The organism is Arthrobacter sp. ok362 (assembly GCF_900102785.1).
In the GTDB taxonomy this organism is placed as follows: Bacteria; Actinomycetota; Actinomycetes; order Actinomycetales; family Micrococcaceae; genus Arthrobacter.
Window position 1 is genome coordinate 210,568 of the sequence record NZ_FNGC01000006.1, and the last position, 18,749, is coordinate 229,316.

Annotated in this window: 19 protein-coding genes; 12 read left to right on the plus strand and 7 right to left on the minus strand. The window is 61.4% G+C overall.

The window, feature by feature from the left end; all coding sequences use genetic code 11:
* The 5 genes from BLQ10_RS10185 (at position 1) to nrdF (ending at position 5,897) form a co-directional block, all read left to right on the plus strand.
* Positions 1–1,425 carry a class I SAM-dependent methyltransferase gene (locus BLQ10_RS10185; RefSeq protein WP_217635806.1) on the plus strand — a complete coding sequence of 475 codons (1,425 nt, stop codon included), beginning with the start codon at positions 1–3 and terminating at the stop codon, positions 1,423–1,425.
* Between the two features lie 395 nt (positions 1,426–1,820).
* On the plus strand, positions 1,821–2,066 hold the full coding sequence (gene nrdH / locus BLQ10_RS10190; RefSeq protein WP_018773329.1) for a glutaredoxin-like protein NrdH: 246 nt from the start codon (positions 1,821–1,823) through the stop codon (positions 2,064–2,066).
* 164 nt (positions 2,067–2,230) lie between these two features.
* Positions 2,231–2,635, plus strand: coding sequence for a class Ib ribonucleoside-diphosphate reductase assembly flavoprotein NrdI (nrdI, locus tag BLQ10_RS10195; RefSeq protein WP_254785504.1), 405 nt, complete (start codon positions 2,231–2,233; stop codon positions 2,633–2,635).
* Between the two features lie 77 nt (positions 2,636–2,712).
* Positions 2,713–4,833 carry a class 1b ribonucleoside-diphosphate reductase subunit alpha gene (gene nrdE / locus BLQ10_RS10200; RefSeq protein WP_091561542.1) on the plus strand — a complete coding sequence of 707 codons (2,121 nt, stop codon included), beginning with the start codon at positions 2,713–2,715 and terminating at the stop codon, positions 4,831–4,833.
* 89 nt (positions 4,834–4,922) lie between these two features.
* On the plus strand, positions 4,923–5,897 hold the full coding sequence (gene nrdF / locus BLQ10_RS10205) for a class 1b ribonucleoside-diphosphate reductase subunit beta (protein ID WP_091561398.1): 975 nt from the start codon (positions 4,923–4,925) through the stop codon (positions 5,895–5,897).
* Between the two features lie 497 nt (positions 5,898–6,394).
* On the opposite strand, the gene BLQ10_RS10210 is transcribed toward nrdF, so the two are convergent.
* On the minus strand, positions 6,395–7,075 hold the full coding sequence (locus BLQ10_RS10210) for a hypothetical protein (protein WP_091561400.1): 681 nt from the start codon (positions 7,073–7,075) through the stop codon (positions 6,395–6,397).
* A 632-nt stretch (positions 7,076–7,707) separates the two neighbouring features.
* Positions 7,708–8,844: an HNH endonuclease gene (locus BLQ10_RS23055; RefSeq protein WP_091561403.1), complete on the minus strand. Its 1,137-nt coding sequence runs from the start codon at positions 8,842–8,844 to the stop codon at positions 7,708–7,710.
* A 925-nt stretch (positions 8,845–9,769) separates the two neighbouring features.
* On the opposite strand from BLQ10_RS23055, the gene BLQ10_RS10220 reads away from it, so the two are divergent.
* Positions 9,770–10,135: an HIRAN domain-containing protein gene (locus tag BLQ10_RS10220; RefSeq protein ID WP_091561404.1), complete on the plus strand. Its 366-nt coding sequence runs from the start codon at positions 9,770–9,772 to the stop codon at positions 10,133–10,135.
* A 58-nt stretch (positions 10,136–10,193) separates the two neighbouring features.
* Here BLQ10_RS10220 and BLQ10_RS22545 read toward each other — a convergent pair whose 3' ends face one another.
* Both BLQ10_RS22545 and BLQ10_RS10230 read right to left on the minus strand, forming a co-directional pair.
* Entirely contained in the window at positions 10,194–10,745 is a 552-nt protein-coding gene (locus tag BLQ10_RS22545; RefSeq protein WP_217635805.1) for an HNH endonuclease, read from the minus strand.
* A gap of 268 nt (positions 10,746–11,013) precedes the next feature.
* On the minus strand, positions 11,014–11,601 hold the full coding sequence (locus BLQ10_RS10230) for a hypothetical protein (RefSeq protein WP_175558563.1): 588 nt from the start codon (positions 11,599–11,601) through the stop codon (positions 11,014–11,016).
* A gap of 327 nt (positions 11,602–11,928) precedes the next feature.
* On the opposite strand from BLQ10_RS10230, the gene BLQ10_RS10235 reads away from it, so the two are divergent.
* The gene (locus BLQ10_RS10235) at positions 11,929–12,309 is read left to right on the plus strand and encodes a nucleoside 2-deoxyribosyltransferase domain-containing protein (protein ID WP_139164211.1); all 381 of its coding nucleotides are present in this window, start codon (positions 11,929–11,931) and stop codon (positions 12,307–12,309) included.
* Positions 12,310–12,537: 228 nt separating this feature from the next.
* Positions 12,538–12,738 (plus strand): hypothetical protein, encoded by a 201-nt coding sequence (locus BLQ10_RS10240; protein ID WP_091561411.1) that lies wholly within the window; start codon positions 12,538–12,540, stop codon positions 12,736–12,738.
* A gap of 41 nt (positions 12,739–12,779) precedes the next feature.
* Here BLQ10_RS10240 and BLQ10_RS10245 read toward each other — a convergent pair whose 3' ends face one another.
* Positions 12,780–13,232 carry an MFS transporter gene (locus tag BLQ10_RS10245; RefSeq protein ID WP_175558565.1) on the minus strand — a complete coding sequence of 151 codons (453 nt, stop codon included), beginning with the start codon at positions 13,230–13,232 and terminating at the stop codon, positions 12,780–12,782.
* Between the two features lie 4 nt (positions 13,233–13,236).
* Between BLQ10_RS10245 and BLQ10_RS22015 the strand changes: the two genes are divergently transcribed.
* The gene (locus BLQ10_RS22015; protein ID WP_139164212.1) at positions 13,237–13,434 is read left to right on the plus strand and encodes a hypothetical protein; all 198 of its coding nucleotides are present in this window, start codon (positions 13,237–13,239) and stop codon (positions 13,432–13,434) included.
* A gap of 105 nt (positions 13,435–13,539) precedes the next feature.
* Here the strand turns inward: BLQ10_RS22015 and BLQ10_RS10250 are convergent, their stop codons facing one another.
* Positions 13,540–14,244: a DUF6994 family protein gene (locus tag BLQ10_RS10250; protein WP_091561414.1), complete on the minus strand. Its 705-nt coding sequence runs from the start codon at positions 14,242–14,244 to the stop codon at positions 13,540–13,542.
* A gap of 221 nt (positions 14,245–14,465) precedes the next feature.
* A complete protein-coding gene (locus BLQ10_RS23060; protein WP_091561416.1) occupies positions 14,466–14,669 on the minus strand; it encodes a hypothetical protein in 204 nt (67 codons plus the stop codon).
* Between the two features lie 319 nt (positions 14,670–14,988).
* On the opposite strand from BLQ10_RS23060, the gene BLQ10_RS10260 reads away from it, so the two are divergent.
* From BLQ10_RS10260 to BLQ10_RS10270, 3 genes are read left to right on the plus strand one after another with little or no spacing between them, the layout of a single operon-like run.
* On the plus strand, positions 14,989–16,338 hold the full coding sequence (locus tag BLQ10_RS10260; protein ID WP_091561418.1) for an MFS transporter: 1,350 nt from the start codon (positions 14,989–14,991) through the stop codon (positions 16,336–16,338).
* 36 nt (positions 16,339–16,374) lie between these two features.
* Positions 16,375–17,535 (plus strand): amidohydrolase family protein, encoded by a 1,161-nt coding sequence (locus BLQ10_RS10265; RefSeq protein WP_091561421.1) that lies wholly within the window; start codon positions 16,375–16,377, stop codon positions 17,533–17,535.
* Positions 17,536–17,540: 5 nt separating this feature from the next.
* The gene (locus BLQ10_RS10270; protein WP_175558566.1) at positions 17,541–18,749 is read left to right on the plus strand and encodes an alpha-hydroxy acid oxidase; all 1,209 of its coding nucleotides are present in this window, start codon (positions 17,541–17,543) and stop codon (positions 18,747–18,749) included.

Consider the following 18,749-nt stretch of genomic DNA (forward strand, 5'->3'; position numbering starts at 1 on the left):
ATGACCGAAGCGACCGGTTCCGGTACGGGACGGACACAGGGCACCGCGCGCAGCAGCGCCATAACCGGCAGCGCCATAAATAGGGTGCCTTACACCGTTCCCCAGCCGCCCGTCACCATCGACGCCGCCATCTGGCCCAGCATCGCCACGGTGCCCTCGAGCCTCAAGGCCCGTGTGGCCGGACGCGCTGCGGATGCCATCTTCAAGGCGGCCGTGCGCAGGCTGCCGCTGGAAGTCCGGTACCCGGACGGCACAGTGTTGGGCAAGGCGGCGTTGGGAAAGGCGGCGCTGGGCGAGGCGGCGCTGGGCGAGGGGCCCTCAGACCCGGCGCCCGCCGGCACCGCGTACCCCGTCATGACCATCAACCGGCCGGAAGCTTTCGCCACCCGGCTCGGCGACGGCGGCCTGATCGGCCTGGGCGAGTCGTTCATGGCCGGCGACTGGGACGCCGATGACCTCACCGCCGTCATGGAGGTGTTTGCCTCCCGCGTCGGCACGCTCGTGCCCGAACCGCTGCAGAAGCTGCGCGGCCTGTACCTTCCGCACCAGCCGCGGAGGGAACGGAACACGGAGAAGAACACCCGCTCCAACATCTCGCGGCACTACGACCTCTCCAACGAGCTCTTCGCCTCGTTCCTGGACAGCACCATGACGTACTCCAGCGCCCTCTTCCCGGAAAGCGGCGACGCCCTGCGGAGCGTGCCGTGGGACGGGCTGGCCACCGCGCAGCAGGCCAAGATTGACCGCCTGCTGGACAAGGCCGGCGTGAAGGAAGGCACCCGCGTCCTGGAGATCGGCACCGGCTGGGGAGAGCTGGCCCTGCGCGCCGCCTCCCGCGGCGCCACCGTCTACTCCGTCACCCTCTCTTCCGAACAGCAGGAACTGGCCCGCCAGCGCGTGGCCGAAGCCGGTTACGCCGACGCCGTCACTATCGAGCTCAAGGACTACCGTGCCGTGGAGGGCGAGTACGACGCCGTCGTCTCGGTTGAAATGATCGAGGCCGTCGGCTTCGAATACTGGGCCACATACTTCCAGACGATCGAGCGGGTCCTGGCCCCCGGCGGCAAGGTGGCCATCCAGGCCATCACGATCGCCCACGACCGGCTTATGGCCACCCGCACCAGCTACACCTGGGTGCACAAGTACATCTTCCCCGGCGGGGTCATTCCGTCGGTCCGCGCCATCGAAGACATCACCGAGAAGCAGACCGGACTGCGGGTCCGCGAACGCCTCGCCATGGGCGAACATTATGCCCAGACCCTGCGTCTCTGGGAGGAGCGGTTCATGGCCCGCGCGGACGAGGTGGGTGCCATGGGCTTCGACACGGTGTTCCAGCGGATGTGGCTGTTCTACCTGTGCTACTCCCGGGCCGGGTTTGAAACGGGCTACCTCGACGTGCAGCAGATCGTGCTCGACCAGTGTTAGGACAATCACGACCCTAAGAGGCGGGCACCACGGTGCCCGCCTCTTTCGTGTGCCCGGACACCAGATGTAGTGGCCGGCGCCACCGTGGCGCCTACCGGCGCAGGGGCGCGACACGCCGTCTGCGGTGCGACACGCGGGGGTGATTAATGTGGGTAACTACTGCACAGGGTGTGGATTTCGTCCGCGAAAATGGCTGAAATCCGGACATTTGGAGGGCCCCCTCCTGTGGATTAACGGTGGGTTAAATGACATACTTGTAATACATCATCTTGGGGTCCGCGTGAGGCTCTTGCACTACATGTAGTATCGACATACAGTTCCAGCAGAGCATCAGCGCGGGACAGCCGGAGCCGGGATTGCGCTCCACAGAAGACTTCAACAAAGGGGACAGGACCATGACCGTTACGGTTTACACGAAGCCGGCCTGCGTTCAGTGCAACGCGACCTACCGCGCGCTGGACAAGAAGGGCATCGCCTACCAGAGCGTCGACATCTCCCAGGATGCGGAGGCCCTTGAGCGCCTGAAGTCCCTGGGCTACATGCAGGCCCCCGTTGTCGTCACCGACCAGGATCACTGGTCTGGTTTCCGCCCGGACAAGATCGAAGAACTGGCGCAGGCCGCCGCCGTCGCTGTAGCCTGAAACGCCCAGAAGCCTGAAACGCAAGGGGCGTCGCTACCACGCAAGAATTCACGGTAGATGAGGTGACCACCGTGGTTGTAACAACTGATGATCGGGTGGCTGCCGCGGCTGACAGCGGGGAAGCGGTCAGCACAGCGGCTCCCGAGCTAACGCACTGCCGCCTCATCTACTTTTCCTCCACCTCCGAAAACACGGCACGCTTCGTTGCGAAGCTGGGCGTCGACGCCGCCAGGATCCCCCTCTACCCGAGGGACGCTCCGCTGGCGGCCCGGGAGCCCTACGTGCTGGTGGTGCCGACCTATGGCGGCACCGGGGGAGAGGGATCTGTTCCAAAGCAGGTCATCAGGTTTTTGAACGACCCGGGCAACCGGAAGCTGATCCGCGGAGTGATCGGCGCAGGGAACACCAATTTCGGGGACAACTACTGCATGGCCGGCGACATCATCGCCGCCAAATGCCAGGTCCCGCACCTATATCGCTTCGAACTCATGGGGACGCCGGAAGACGTCAACCGCGTACAACAAGGATTGGAAGAGTTTTGGACACGACTGTCGCAGACACAGCAGTAACTGAGGGCGCAGGGGCCGCCGTAGGCACCGGCACCGGCACCGCCGTTGAGAAGCAGGAGAAGCAGGAAAAGCCCGAGATGCCTGCCGCCTACAAGGGCCTGGGCTACCACGAGCTCAACGCCATGCTGAACCTCTACGGCCCCAACGGAGAGATCCAGTTCGAGGCCGACCGCGAGGCCGCGCACCAGTACTTCCTCCAGCACGTGAACAACAACACCGTGTTCTTCCACGACCTCGAGGAAAAGCTCGACTACCTCGTCAAGAACGAGTACTACGAGCGCGAAACCCTCGACCAGTACACGATGAACTTCATCCGCGAGCTCTACAACCGCGCGTACAAGAAGAAGTTCCGCTTCGAGACCTTCCTCGGCGCGTTCAAGTTCTACACCTCCTACACGCTGAAGACGTTCGACGGAAAGCGTTTCCTGGAGCGCTACGAGGACCGCGTCTGCATGGTGGCCCTGCACCTGGCCCGCGGCGACGAGAAGCTCGCCACCCAGATGGTGGACGAGATCATCGAGGGCCGCTTCCAGCCGGCCACCCCGACGTTCCTGAACGCCGGCAAGAAGCAGCGCGGCGAGCTGGTCTCCTGCTTCTTGCTCCGCATCGAAGACAACATGGAGTCGATCGGCCGGTCCATCAACTCCGCGCTGCAGCTCTCCAAGCGCGGCGGCGGCGTGGCCTTCGCGCTGACCAACATCCGCGAGGTCGGCGCGCCGATCAAGCAGATCGAGAACCAGTCCTCCGGCGTCATCCCCGTGATGAAGCTCCTCGAAGACAGCTTCTCCTACGCCAACCAGCTCGGTGCCCGCCAGGGTGCCGGCGCGGTGTACCTGCACGCGCACCACCCGGACATCTACCGCTTCCTGGACACCAAGCGGGAGAACGCGGACGAGAAGATCCGCATCAAGACCCTCTCGCTCGGCGTCGTCATCCCGGACATCACCTTCGAACTCGCCAAGCGGGACGAGGACATGTACCTGTTCTCCCCGTACGACGTCGAAAAGGTCTACGGCATGCCGTTCTCCGACGTCTCGGTCACCGAGAAGTACTACGAGATGGTGGACGATTCCCGGATCAAGAAGACCAAGATCAAGGCGCGCGAGTTCTTCCAGACCCTCGCCGAGATCCAGTTCGAATCCGGCTACCCGTACATCATGTTCGAGGACACCGTGAACCGGGAAAACCCGATCGACGGCAAGATCATCATGTCCAACCTGTGCTCCGAGATCCTCCAGGTCTCCCAGCCCACCACGTACCACGATGACCTGTCCTATGACCAGACCGGCAAGGACATCTCCTGCAACCTGGGCTCGCTGAACATCGCCAAGACCATGGACTCGCCGGACTTCGGCCTGACCATCGAGACGGCCATCCGGTCCCTCTCGGCCGTCTCGGACATGTCCAACATCACCTCGGTGCCCTCGATCGCGCGCGGCAACGACCAGAGCCACGCGATCGGCCTCGGCCAGATGAACCTGCACGGATACCTGGCCCGCGAGCGGGTCCACTACGGCTCCGAAGAGGGCCTGGACTTCACCAACATCTACTTCTACTCGGTGGTGTACCACGCGGTCCGCGCCTCGAACCTGCTGGCCATCCAGACCGGCCAGACCTTCGGCGGCTTTGAGAAGTCCAAGTACGCCTCCGGCGAGTTCTTCGACAAGTACACCGAGCAGGAATGGGTCCCGCAGACCGAGAAGGTTGCCGAGCTGTTCAAGAACATCCACATCCCCACCCAGGATGACTGGCGCGAGCTGAAGGCTTCCGTCATGGAGCACGGCATCTACAACCAGAACCTGCAGGCTGTGCCGCCCACCGGCTCGATCTCCTACATCAACAACTCCACCTCCTCGATCCACCCGGTGGCGTCCAAGATCGAGATCCGCAAGGAAGGCAAGCTGGGCCGCGTGTACTACCCGGCGCCGTACCTGACGAACGACAACCTGGAGTACTACCAGGACGCGTACGAGATCGGCTACGAGAAGGTCATCGACACCTACGCCGCCGCCACGCAGCACGTGGACCAGGGCCTGTCCCTGACGCTGTTCTTCAAGGACACCGCCACCACGCGTGACATCAACAAGGCCCAGATCTACGCCTGGAAGAAGGGCATCAAGACGATCTACTACATCCGTCTCCGCCAGCTCGCGCTGGAAGGGACCGAGGTTGAGGGCTGCGTCAGCTGCATGCTGTAGCTTCAACTAAATCGTGACAGTACGACGGCGGGCGCCCGCCCGCCGTCGTACGCTTTAACTAAGAACTAACCCAACATTTAGGGGATGACATGACCGAAAAGGTCAAGCTGCTTAGCCACGTCGAGGCGATCAACTGGAACCGCATCCAGGACGAGAAGGACGTTGACGTCTGGAACCGCCTGGTCAACAATTTCTGGCTGCCGGAGAAGATCCCGCTGTCCAACGACGTGCAGTCGTGGGCAACGCTGACCCCGGACGAGCAGCAGCTCACCATGCGCGTGTTCACGGGCCTGACTCTGCTGGACACCATCCAGGGCACCGTCGGCGCCGTCTCGCTGATTCCGGACGCCCTCACCCCGCACGAAGAGGCTGTCTACACGAACATCGCGTTCATGGAGTCCGTGCACGCGAAGAGCTACTCCTCCATCTTCTCCACGCTGGCCTCCACGAAGGAGATCGACGAGGCATTCCGCTGGTCCACCGAGAACGAGAACCTTCAGAAGAAGGCCCAGATCGTCATGGACTACTACCAGGGCGACGACCCCCTCAAGCGCAAGGTGGCCTCCACGCTGCTGGAGAGCTTCCTGTTCTACTCGGGCTTCTACCTGCCGATGTACTGGTCCTCACGGGCCAAGCTGACGAACACGGCCGACCTGATCCGCCTGATCATCCGCGACGAGGCCGTCCACGGCTACTACATCGGCTACAAGTTCCAGAAGGGCCTGGAGGGCCTCTCCGAGGAACGCAAGCAGGAGATCAAGGACTACACCTTCGAGCTGCTCTTCGAGCTCTACGAGAACGAAGTCCAGTACACGCACGACCTCTACGACTCCGTCGGCCTGGCCGAGGACGTCAAGAAGTTCCTGCACTACAACGCCAACAAGGCGCTCATGAACCTGGGCTACGAGGCCATGTTCCCGGCTTCCGTCACCGACGTGAACCCGGCAATCCTGTCCGCGCTCTCACCGAACGCGGACGAGAACCACGACTTCTTCTCGGGTTCGGGTTCTTCGTATGTGATTGGCAAGGCTGTCAACACTGAGGATGACGACTGGGACTTCTAGTTCTTTCTTTGTGAGATGTCGACCTAATTGGAAGAATGGCACCCTATTTGGATGAAACGCATCGTCTAGTTGGAAGTCTTCCAAATAGCTGTCACTAAAGCGGACCCTGCATGTGAGATTCCACGCTATTCGAACCTGTTCCGATTTACATGAACAAGCGTCCCGTTCTAGTTGAACCGACTGGAGCCGCCCGCCACGTTGCCGCTCTAACGTTATCCGGGGCGAGAACCAAGCCGTCCAGCATGTAAGCAACTTTGCGTTTCACCCCACTGAAAAGAGGGAGACGCCCGCCCGTTAGCGTCTCCCTCTTTTGCCTGGGTACGCGGTCCCAAGTTATCGGGTCAGGCCGTTCTTAGCCCTCTCAGGCGCGACGACACTTTGGTTGGTGCCTTGGGGAGGCGGCGAGAATCGCCTCGAAGAAGTTGAAATCGCACACGGCATCATTGTCCCTGTCGCCGACGACAGTCTGACCCCGACGATGACTGAGCCAACATCGGCTAATACCCTTGGCTGGACTTCTCGGAGTGGTCCGCGGTCCAGTGGCCGTCGAAGAAGCCCCGGTCGTTGCGCCGGTGCATGCGCGCGTCGATCACGGGCGAGGCGAGGATCGACTCGCACAGCGGCGTCAGCGCGTCAACCACGATCGCGCCGAGGTGGGCGAGGATCTCGATCTGCCCAGTCGTCCTCCCTAGGAGCACGGGAGCCATTTCGCTCAGGACGTGGTCGGCTTTCTCCTTGGGCAGGCCGAAATGGACCCCGCCTTCCACGTTGGCGTAGTACTTCACCACCTCGCTAACGGTCAGGGACCGCCCTTGGACCAGCCCCACCCTCGCGCCGATGAAGTGCTTCAGCTTGGGCAGCGCCGGGTCCTCAGGGCCGCCGACCACCTCCGGTCCGCCGAGCCGGAGGAGATACGGCAGACCCGCGTCGTCGCGGCTGTCGACAGGAGCGCTCCACTGCCTGATGCGGAAGTCTGTTGATACATCTGGGCGAGCGGCCCGAACAGTGTTGAGGAGAGGACGGGCGTCGATGAGGAGCTTGCGCAGAAGCGGCGCGATCCCGAGCAGCTCGTAGCGGCCCCGCGCGCCCGGATCCTGGCTTCGTCGTCGCACATCAGCGACCGTCTCGACGAAGAGCCATTCGGCGAGCATCATCTCAGGGCGAATCTCCGGTGCCATCGGATCTAGTCCACCGACGTCGAGAGCGTCTCGAAAAAGTGATCGACTTCCTTCTGCACGCTCTCGCTCTGGAGCGGTGCGGAGGTGCGGATGCTCGACCAATTCGCCGTTGTCACGCGCGCTCCGACCAGGTCCGGAACTTTGTGTGGCGCAAACTCTGATTGGAAATTGGGCAGTCGCATGCCACAGCTTATCGACGCGGCATCGGGGCATCCAAGAAGGGTCCGCGCTTGAGCTGGGCGAATGGATCTATGTCGGTCATTTCACCCGAGGAGTTCGCCAGCGCGATACGAGACGGCAGCAGGTCGCAGATAAGGCGACCTCGCGGATAAGTTCATCGGCCGGGACATACGGAAATCGACTCGGAGGACCTTGCCACACTCATGATCAGTCGAACGCGGCTGTGCGTTGGCGGACCGGCTTACGCGCGCTCGGTCGTCTGGAATGACATCTGTCCTTACCGGCCAGGAGAACCTTTCAGCTCCTGGACCAGCGGCGAGTCGTTCGAGCGGCGGGACCTATCTGCGCCGAAGCTCAACGGCGTGAGTGTGCGCAGCTGACCGTGCGGCCCGGATTGCGATCGCCTCAGGCGAGGCGAGGCCAGGGCGACGTGACGACTCGTCCTGGTTCTGCTAGTGGCCGATTGCCCCATTCTGCGGGACTGGTTCTATCCAGTTTTTTCCCGTCTGGATATATCGGATGGTCGTTCGCGATACTCCGTACTGCTGAGCGAGGAGCTTGAGGCTTCCTCTCGGGCCTATGGGTGTGGACCGTATTTCCCGAGCCATTTCCCAAGTCAACTTCGACGATGGGTGTTTTTCACCCGGCATGCTCCCCCCGCTTGCCCGACCATGTTTGACCTTGTCGGCCATGTTCTCGGCTCGCGTGGCCCATCGGAGGTTGCCGGGGACGTTGTTCAGGTGATCGCCATCCTGGTGGGCAACCTCTTTACCGACAGGTTGTTCCCCATGCCAGGCGGCGCAAACCAAAGTGTGGATAGCCCGCTGGTTGCCCGCCCCGCAGGCGACCACCCAGTACCCTCCGCTTCCCGTCTCCTTCAGTATCGGTTTCAGGATGCGCCCCCGCCTACCGCGGACTCTTCCAAAGGAACTGACGAAGTAGCCGTCGTATGCGGTGGCCCGCCATTCTTCGTCGTCCGAAAGAAAATCGTCGGAGTGAATGATGCTGCCACTTTGGCTATGGAGCTGATCCGCCAGTGCGGCTGCCCTGGCGCGACCCGCGGCTCGAGCGGCTCCGTAACGGGAGGCTTCGCCGGCGGGCCGTGTCCTGACGCGGCCGGCGACCACATGTTCGACCCACCGCCGAGAACAACCGACGCGGTCCATGATCTCCTGGACCGAGGCACCTTCTTCATGCCACCGGAGAACGTCTGCCACTGTTTCGTCGGAGTACTTCGTGCGCCAGTTCGCCGTTCCCCGGGGCTGGTTACCCCGGCCACGAGACTCTTTGTCCAATGAGTTCTCGGATGGAGTTCCCACCCGGAGATGTTCGACATTGACGCACAGTCTCGTGTCGCACGAGTGCAGCAGGTGCTGATCTCGGGTCAGGTCCTCTCCGTAGGTCAGTAGCCACACCGCCCGGTGGGCCCTCATGTGTCTCCCGCCGATGGAGAATCCTCCGTACCCGTCGATCTCGTCGTAGAGGCCTCCGGTCCAGATGAGGCAACCGGATTCATCCCAACGCGTTCGAGAGAAGAATCGCTCCTCAACGCTCATTTTCGGTGTCTTTCGCTCGTACCTGCCGCCCATGTGCGTTCCTTCTGCTACCAAGATCCGACGGGAGGCTCAGCTGCAGCGCTCCCTTGTGATGCCCCACGTGCAGCGGGTTGAAGAAAAAATAGCACAGAATCTGAAAAAAGACATCTCAAACTCTTTACTTACTTAGTTACGTAGTGTATAAGCTACACACGAGTTACGAGGTGCAACCTCCTTTCCGTTCGGTTACGAAGTGCAGTCTCCTTCCGTCCGGTTACGAAGTGAAACACTCCATCCGCCCTTGTTGTGCCACGTGATTCAGTGATGTTCCCCTGTATGTGTTCATTCCGGTTTGGATTGGTAGGCCGCGTAGCCCTAGTGGAGCATCCCTTGGCCTGAGCCCTAACGGGTGGGTGAGCGCTGTGCCATGCGTAACCATCCGACTGTGTTTGTGGCGGGAGGTGTTGATCTACGTGTCCTGCCGGGGTCCGTCGCGGTCGGTTGGCGGTACACCCACTGGGCCAACCTTGGCCGCGTCCTCGGGGCTCGCAGACGATGTAGACGCTCCGTGTCGTCTGGGCAACGGTGCGATTCCCGCGCCCCTGGACCCGCCCAATGAAACCACACATGGCCAAGATGCCCTCACCTGTGATGATGGACGGCGTGATGTCTTCCCGAAAGTTTTAGTGATTGACAACGGGGCCTTCCACATCGCTCATCAGGCGCGGAGTCGTGCGGTGTTTGTCATTTCGCTCACGGTTTTGGTTCCCTATGGTTTGTGATCGTCAAGCGACGGAGCCGAGGCCTTGCTGATCCTCGTGACTGAAGTGCGACGACGTTAGGGACCCCTCTCCGGGGACGGACTTTAGGGGTCTGCAGTGGCCGCCTTGACATTCGTCTGAGCAATGTTCGGGCTGCCAGCTGTGGCGTCACGGCCCTCGACTACGAGCCGTTAAATAACGGCGGTAGGCTCTGCGTCATGGAGACGATCAAGCGTCATAAGGTGAACTATGGGAAGCCGGCGCTGTTCCCGGAGCTTATGACGACGCCACGCCGCTGCGTCGGACAAGGTTATTATCTGAGCGAGCGGGAACGGCGTGAACTTCAGATGCATCTGGCGTTCCTGGTCAGGGAAAAGCTCAACACCGTTGATCCCAATGCGGTCGCCGTTGTACGTGATGACTTTCGGAAAGTGGGGTATCTCTCGGAAGCGCAAGCCCGGACATTTGCGCCCATCTTGGACGGGCTGGAATCCTTGCAGATCTCCTGCCGTGTGGATGGCTCCCGGCTATGGCTCGACCTGCCAGCCCCAGCGGCGCTAAGAAAGGCGCTGGGAGTCAAGTGAAGGTCTGACACGTTGCCTGCTAGGCGGGCCCCAGGTCTTAAGGGCGTACAGACCCGCCTCAGCGGCGAACCGTTAACCCCGCCGACTTGGAGCGATTGCACGGACCGCACAAAATCTGAAGGTTCTCCGCCTCATTACTGCCGCCCATGGCCAGAGGGATGATGTGGTCAAACTGCAGTTCCGTTGTAGAACCGCAGGCGCGGCAGGAGCCCGCGTCGCGCCTCATGACGTACACCTTTACGTCGTCAGGAATGGCCCGGCGGCCTGAGGCCGTCCGTGGGGCGGAACCCATAGCAAAAGTTGCCTGAGCCGTGTCGATTTGCCGCCTCTTGCGCTGTTCGCGCATAGCCAGGAGCGCGTGGACCTCACCGGACCTGAGGCCGTCAGACTCCCAGTAGAACTTGTTCTGAAACTGCCAATAGTGTCGGCCACTGACTTTTGTAACCAGGTTGGGGTAATGCCTCTGCGCCTCAAGGCGCTCGAAGAAGACCTGTTCCTTGACCTTTCCCAACAAGTATCGTTTCCTGCCGACGGCGATAATGACGTCGACGTTACTAGTCCAGAAGCGCCGACGGTATTCAAGCCGGACGTTTTCGGCCTTGTGCAGCATCCCCAAATACCTACCTGATCTCGCGAAGCGGACCGAGGCCGCCGCCGGTGTTTAGTTTCAGTCGATTCTACTGTTCCCTGTCCATTGGGATCGCGTGCGCGGCGGGAACAACAGATGGAGCTTTGTGCTGTGGGTCAACGCTATTTGGGCTCCCGCTTTTCTGCACGGTACATGCGACGTCGGCCCGCCCCGGGACACGTTCGAAAAGCGCGGCCTTCAATAGCGTGCAGATCTCGCAACCTCCGCGGAGGTTGCGCCCGTTGTCTGCCTACTTCGTCTTGCAGCTCCCCATGGCGTCGGACGAGAGTCCCAGCTTTAACCGAACCTTCTGGGCCGTAACGGTAGCCGTCGAGCTGGTCCACGCGTTCCAAGCCGCATTGAAGTTCGACTCCGTCGTCTGACTTGCGAGATTGGCGGCGCCGGTCAAGTCCGAGTACGTTTCCTCGGCCATCTTGGCTATATCGGCCTTAACGGTGGCGGGCCACAAGACTTTCTCATCTGAAAAGGCTTCGATTTGCTTCCGGTAGCTGTCACGGGCAGCTGCCGCCGCAGTCGTTGACGCCTTGACGTTGAAGGGCTGGGCTTCTACAGCCTTGTTGAGTTGGTCAATAGCGGTATTTGTCGGGCAGACGATGGACATGTACTTTTTCCCGGCCTCGTCATTGGCCATGATGGTCGGCGATGGCGCCGGCGTCGGGCTCGCCGTGGTTGTTGCCGATTCGGTCGCGGCAGCGGTTGCTTGTCCTCCGCCGCTGCAGCCGGCCAGAGCCAGTGCCGCCAATGCCAAAACGGCACACGTTTTCTTCAAGATATTTCCCCCTGCAGGTGTGAGTGATACCCGATAGTAAACAACCAAAGCAGGAGTTCTTGAATCGCCGCCCAAAAGGAGCGGGAAGTGAAGCGTAGCGACGCGAAATAACAATGCAAGGATTACATTCCGTCGTTCCCTTCGGCGGACAACGGGGAAGAAGGATCATGACCAAATCTGTAGCTGTGTATCTGGCCGGCAAGATCACCCAAAACGGCTGGCGAAACGACATCGTCTCCCGGGCATCGGACATCGGTCAGTCCGATTGGGCAATGGAGGCCATGAGCGACACGATCCGGCCGAAATGGGAGACCGCTTTGGACGCTCTCAGCGACGGCGTCCATCTCACGGGACCCTTCTTCGTGGGCTGCGATCATGGCTGCGGCCACAATCCCCAGGCGCACGGCATCACGGGAGGCTGCATTGTCACCCACAACTCAGAAGGAAACCGTTCGGCTTTGCACCCAGGCCCTCGAAGAATCAGACGTCGTGTTCGTCTGGCTGGACGCTCCTGACGCCTACGGCACGTTGGTCGAACTGGGTTACGCGAAGGCTCTTGGAAAGCGCATCATCGTAGCCCATCCGCCCCAGACGCTGATCCGCACCGACGAGACCGGTGGGGATCTGGAGGAGCGCGACGACATGTGGTTCGCCTACTCCATCGCCGACGTCGAGATCGCCGCACCTGACGCAAAAGCCGCCTGGGACATGGCGTTGCCGTTGCTGGAGTCGCCGCACGCGCTCCTCAACGCCTAGGAATCCGCTGCCGCGGGGCGGTCCGGTGAGAGTTGCATCGGCCGCCCCACATATGGGGTGATAGAGAGCGTACCCTGACCTGCACATCTACCACTACGCCCCGTACAAGGTGGGCGCGCAGCGGAAGCTGGCCAAGCCGCTCGGCGTCATGGCGTCATGGCGGCCGAGGTAGAGGAGCTCGTCGAGACCGGGGTGATGTTCGACCTGTACTAGACAGTGAAGGGGTCGGTGCGGATCTCGGACCGGTCCTTCAGCATCAAGAAGCTCGAGCCGCTCTACATGCCGGCCGGCCGGATCGGGGTCACTAACGCCGTCGATTCCATGGTCCAGTACAGCGTCTACCGGGACGAAAGTGACGCCCAAGGATGGCGTGAAGCAATAATCGCACACCCCACCGACAGTCGTGGCGGTCCAGCCGGGGAACGGTGAGACCCCTGATGTCTGGCAGCTGCGTGGGTTGCTTTGACCGGCTAGCTCTCATCTGTGGCTTCTTGAGGCCGATCGAGGTGCGGGGCGTTGAATACTACGGCTCCTGAGAGGGCGAGCAGCGCGGCGTTTGCCCAGAAGATCGCGCCGATGCCAAGGGGCACTGCCACGCCGCCTATGACCATCGGGATGAGGGTTTGTCCGAACCGGTTGGCGGTCAGGCGCATGCCGAGGGCGGACCCGTGCAGGTCTGGTGCAGTGTGAGAGATCACCCATGCCATGGTGAGTGGCTGTGGCAGACTCAGGCCAACGCCGAGAAGGATCATCACGAAAACAGCGCCGGTGGGTCCTGCGAGGGGAAGTATTGCTAAGGCCGCTGCGGCGGCCGCCATGGAGGCCACGAGCAGTGGTTTACGGCCGAAACGCAGCAACATGCGGTTCATGCCGATCCTGCTTGCGGCGGTGACTGCGGCCCGCAGGGCGAGCAGCCAGCCCACTGTTATGACGTCAACTCCAACATTGACCGCCTTGGCCGCCGGCTACCTCGTAGTGCGGCTTAGGGAGGACGACTCGCCCTCGCTGGAGATCGATGACCCCCGCTATCACGAGGTCAGGGTCTATTCCGCGGCTCCCCGGCCACAGAGGACCATGGACGAGGTTTCGGCCTGGCTCGACGGACTCAAGCTGGCTTCTTCCTAGGTAGGCCGCTCCAGGCCTTGAAAGTCCTCGACCTGTAGGGCAGTCAGGCGTGCTGCCGGCCATTTAGTCCCGCAACCTCTGCGCGTACGGCTGCTTAGATTCGAGTCAGGCACGGTTCTGCATCTCTCCATCGATCCTGGCGTTGCGTGCGCTGATAAAACTATTGCTCTTGGCCAAGTAGTTCAGGTATTCGGTCTCGTTTTGCGGAACTGCCGGGGTGTTGAAGTTATCGAAGTCGTGGAAGAAGTCGATTTCCCCGTCATCCTTCAAGAGGTCCTGCAGCAGGAAAAAGTCGACGTACCCGTTGAAGTCGCAGAACAGGGCGAAGAATTCCTTGTACCTGAGCAGGACGTCTTCAAGTGGACTCCACTCCTGGCGGCCGTCGTAGTAGCGGCGGATGCATTCCAGGGTCAGGTCGAAACGGTCAGCGATCTTGCGGCTGAAGCCGCGGGCCCCGTTGATGGTCATCTTCCCGTCGACCTTGTTGCCCGGGAACACGATGGAGCTTCCAATCGTGTAGCCGGGCCACGCTGGCAGGTCCTCCGGCGGGATGTTCCTGATGATCCGTCCCGCCCGTTTTTGAAGTCGGGTTGTGATGGCGTCGCTGGCCATGAAATGGACACCATTCGAGGACCTGTGCACAAGGTACGCATCGGGTTCCGGTGCCAGATCAAAACGCCCGCTTCCGCAGGGCAGCTTCTTGCTCCACAGCTTCCGGTGGTAGTCCTTCAGAGTCTTACTGTCAGAATCGGGATCTCTCCCTTGTGAATCGGAGTTGAAGTCAAAGGACGTGTCAATGTATTCGGTCATCTCGAGTTCCATAAGGTGTCCCCCTGCTCGTGTGGCTCCGCATGGCAGAAGCGGCGGGCTGAACCAGCGTAGCCGGTGGCCGGAATGCTCTCCTGCACTGCATTGATTATCTCTGTGGTCCGAGGGGAATGCGGGTGATTACGGAGTGCGACACGGCCTCGGCGCCATGTCTTGACGATACGAGTAAGGCGTGAGGCGGTCGGAGCAGACACGCGGCACCATCATGCGACGTCTGTCATGGCCTTCGCTGTCAGCAGGACCTGCGGGTGGGGGAGTGGCGTTCCACGCCGCCGTTGGTGCGGACAGCGCGCTACATCGGCATCGAGCTCAAGACGGGCAAGTTCTCGACCGAATACGCCGGCAAGCTCAATTTCTACGTCGCGTTCGTCTTTGATGTGCTCCGCCAGGCCAATGACCAAGATCATGGACCGGCTTCAAGAATTGCGCCTGCGACGGGCTCACCTCCCCATCCAAGATAAGGCAGCACTGCCCCAAGTCTTAGCAGGGGCAGGGGCAGGGACCCTCGACCGACTAGCGCCGGATGATGCCCCGGTTTGTTTCGAGCAAGGCATCGGGCCCACCCGTGGACGAGCCCGCATTGGCACCGGCCATCGCCGGCCGAAGACCCGAGCGGCTATCCCAAGTTTACGTGTCTCATTTCATATGAATCGTTGATTTTATAAAATATAAAAGCTACAGTCATCTGCAACCCGGGAAGTGCCCGGTGGTAAAACGGAGGCCCTTATGGACGACTCAACGACGAGCACATCTATCCCGCCAAACGCGCTGGCCATAGATCCCGATTTGTATGTCTCTACTCCCCGGCAGCAGCGGAGAGTTCTCCTTTCGAGCCTGGTCGGGGCTTTGATCGAGTGGTACGACTTCTACCTGTTCGGTATCGCGTCCGCGATGGTGTTTAACGTCCTGTTCTTCCCGCAGTTTGATCCGCTGGTGGGTACGCTGCTGGCCTTCATCACACTGGCTGTTGGGTTCTTCGCTCGGCCACTGGGTGGCGCCATTTGGGGCCATTACGGCGACAAAGTTGGCCGGAAACAAATGCTCGTTCTGTCCATCCTGGCTATGGGTGTCTGCACCACGGCCATGGGTTTGCTTCCCACGTACGCCCAAATTGGCGTCGCAGCGCCGGTTTTGTTGCTGGTCCTCCGCCTCGTTCAGGGCATCGCTGCCGGCGGCGAATGGGGCGGAGCAGTTCTGATGGCCATGGAACACTCACCCAAGCGCCGCGGCTTCTCCAGCAGCTTCCCGCAGATGGGGCTGACCGGCGGAATCCTCGTTGCCAATGGCGTGTTCGCTCTGGTCGCCGGGATGATGCCCGAGGATCAGCTGCTGGCCTGGGGATGGCGGATTCCTTTCCTGCTTTCGGCCGTTCTCGTCATGATCGGTTTGTGGATCCGCCTCGGTGTCAGTGAAAGTCCGGTCTTCCTCGCCGAACAGAGAAAACAGGCGCAGGCGCCCTCCCAGAGGAAGGCGCCGCTGGTGGAGGTGTTCAGGCACCCCCGGACTCTGATCGTCACCATTCTGCTGGTCATTGGGCCCTTTGCAGTCAGCGCCGTGTATCTGACGTTCGCCGCATCCTACGGTCTGCAGGTGGGCTTTTCCCGGTCCGATTTGCTGACAGCCTCCATCGTCGCAGCGGCCGTCGGCGTAATCGGCCAGCCAATCTTCGCGACCTGGTCCGACTACATTGGCCGTAAGAAAGTCGTGGGCCTCGGCCTTATTCTGCAGGCAGTCACGGGTGTGATCTTCTTTGCCCAGATGAACGCCGGAAGCGTCGCGGGACTTTACTGGTCCATCTCCCTCATCGCTATCGCCCATGCGATTTGCTACGCACCCCTGGCGGCATGGTTGGGCGAACTGTTTCCCACGCATCTCCGTTACACCGGTTCCTCGATGGGCTACCAGATCGCGGGCACCTTGGGCGGCGGGCTGACCCCGGCCGTCTGTACCTGGCTGCTCATCACCGCGGGCGGTGCCCCCCATTCCGAACTCGTCGTCATCTTTGCCGCGGCCGCGAGCCTGCTGTCACTAGTTGGGGTGCTGATGGCCAAGGAAACCTACAAAGCAAAGCTCTAGGGACTCCGCCCAAACCAGAGTCCAAAAAGGAAAACAATGACTATCACAGACTTGAGTGCTGCCCCGGTGGCCACCGGCTCCAAACTCGGGGTTATTGACGTAGATTTCCACCCAATGCCCCTGCCCACGGACCCGCAGGTGGCCGATCATCTCCCGCAGCAGTGGAAGGAATACATCAGCCGGTATGGTCTGGGTGCCATGGGTGGCGGCGTCTACCCCTCCCAGCGGGAATTCACCCACCGGCTCGACGCCGTGGATGACAACGGACGGGTTGGTCTGGATCCGCATCTGGCGGTCGAACAAGTGCTTGCCCCCTTCGATATGACGGCTGCTGTCCTGACCTGCCCGCAGACCTACATCATCACCAACGGCGGGGCCAACATGCCCCACAAGCTGGCTACCAGCCTCTACCGCGCCTACAACAACGCGTTGGCCGAGACCTGGTGCGCAGCGGATGACCGGTTCAGGGCCTCAGTCACGGTGGCCCGTGACCTGCCCGGCGGCGAGCGGGAGATCCAGCGCTGCAAGGAGGGTAAATTCGGAGACAAGTTTGTGCAGGTACTGATGTCTCCTTCCGGCCAGGACCCGTTGGGAAAGCGCCGCTACTGGCCCATCTTCGAGGCCTGCGAAAACTACGACATCCCGCTGTCCTTCCACGTCCCGGGTATGGGACGGCAGCCCACGGGGGCCGGGCGCCAGAACTTCTACGCTGAAACCCACGCGGCCTTCGGAGTCCTGCCCCTTGCTTTGGTTCCCAGCCTCATTTTCGAGGGCGTATTCGACCGCTTCCCGAAGCTCAAGATCGCCATGCTCGAGATGGGATGGGACTGGGTAGCCCCGTACAGCTGGCGCTTGGACGCAACTTGGGAGAAGCTCCGCCACGAACTTCCGCATCTGCAGCGCAAGCCCTCGGAGTACCTCAAGGAACACTTCTGGTTCAGCACCCAGCCTCTTGAGGAACCTGAACGGCCCGACATGCTCGAAGGCGTATTCGGCATGTTCGAAGACTCAGGGTTCGCTGACAGGCTGATGTTCTCCTCGGACTACCCCCACTGGGACTACGACTCGCCTTACGAGTCCGTGCCGGAGAGCTTCCCCGAAGATCGCCGCCGCCGCATCCTCGGTGAGAACGCCAGCAAGCTTTACGGTATCCCGCTCCGTGAAAACAGCGGCCTGCCCTCCCCGACAGGGGAGTGACAGCCGTGCCAATCAACGACGCACTCGGCCGGCGCCGACGGGCAACAGTCCTCAACTATGACGACGCCCGGGAGCGCGCCAGAAAACAGCTCCCACTGGCCATCTTCGACTACGTCGACGGCGGCGCCGAAGACGAAGTCACCCTGCGGAGAAATGTCCAGGGGTTCCGGGACCTTGCTTTCGAACCCCGTGGGGCGACCTGGGTTGAGAAACCGGACCTGCGAACTAACCTGCTGGGGCTTGACCTCTCGATGCCGATCCTCACAGCACCCTGCGGGGGCATGCGCCTCGTGCATCCGGACGGGGATCTCGGCATCGCAGCCGCGGCTTCAAAGGCCGGCATCGCCCACGTGGCGACCTCGGCGTCCGGATACACCCTGGAAGAAATCGCGGAGACGCCCGGTCCTCAGTGGTTCCAGGCATACAAATTCGCCAGCCAGGACGCCATGAGGTCCCTCATCGGCCGCGCCAAAACGGCGGGCTATGAAGGGCTCGTCGCAACCATCGACACCAGTGTGTCCGGTAACCGCGAAAAAGACTTCCGCAATGGCTTCAGCTACAACATGAGCATCAATCCCTCCAACGTGTTCCGGATGGCTCCCAAGATGATCAGCCGGCCGGGTTGGGTATACCGGTTCATGCGAGACGGAATGCCGTTTGTACTGCCCAACACCGCCGACCTCACGGCAGACGGCAAACCCATGGAACTCACCGAAATGATCCGCACAGGAAGAGAATCTCATTCCCCCTCTTGGGAAGACATTGCCTGGATGAGGGCGAACTGGGACGGGCCGCTGATCATCAAAGGCATCCTCAGCACCGCGGATGCCCGCACAGCGGCCCAGCTCGGCGTGGACGGAATCATCGTCTCAAACCACGGCGGCCGCCAACTCGACGGCGCTCCCGCCTCCATAGCCGTACTTCCCCAGATCGTCGAGGCCGTCGGCGACGACGTGACCGTCATCCTCGACAGCGGAATACGGCGCGGAAGCGACGTCCTGAAGGCTCTCGCTCTCGGCGCAAAGGCAGTAATGGTAGGCCGGCTCCCCGCCTGGGGGCTGGCGGTCGACGGACAAGCGGGCGTGTCCCACGTGCTGGAAATAACCCGCACGGAAATGATTCGCACCATGCGCCTCCTTGGATGCTCATCAACCCACGAACTGAATCCTTCCTGGCTCAGCAAACAACCCCTCGCCGGCGCCGTTGCCCCGTAA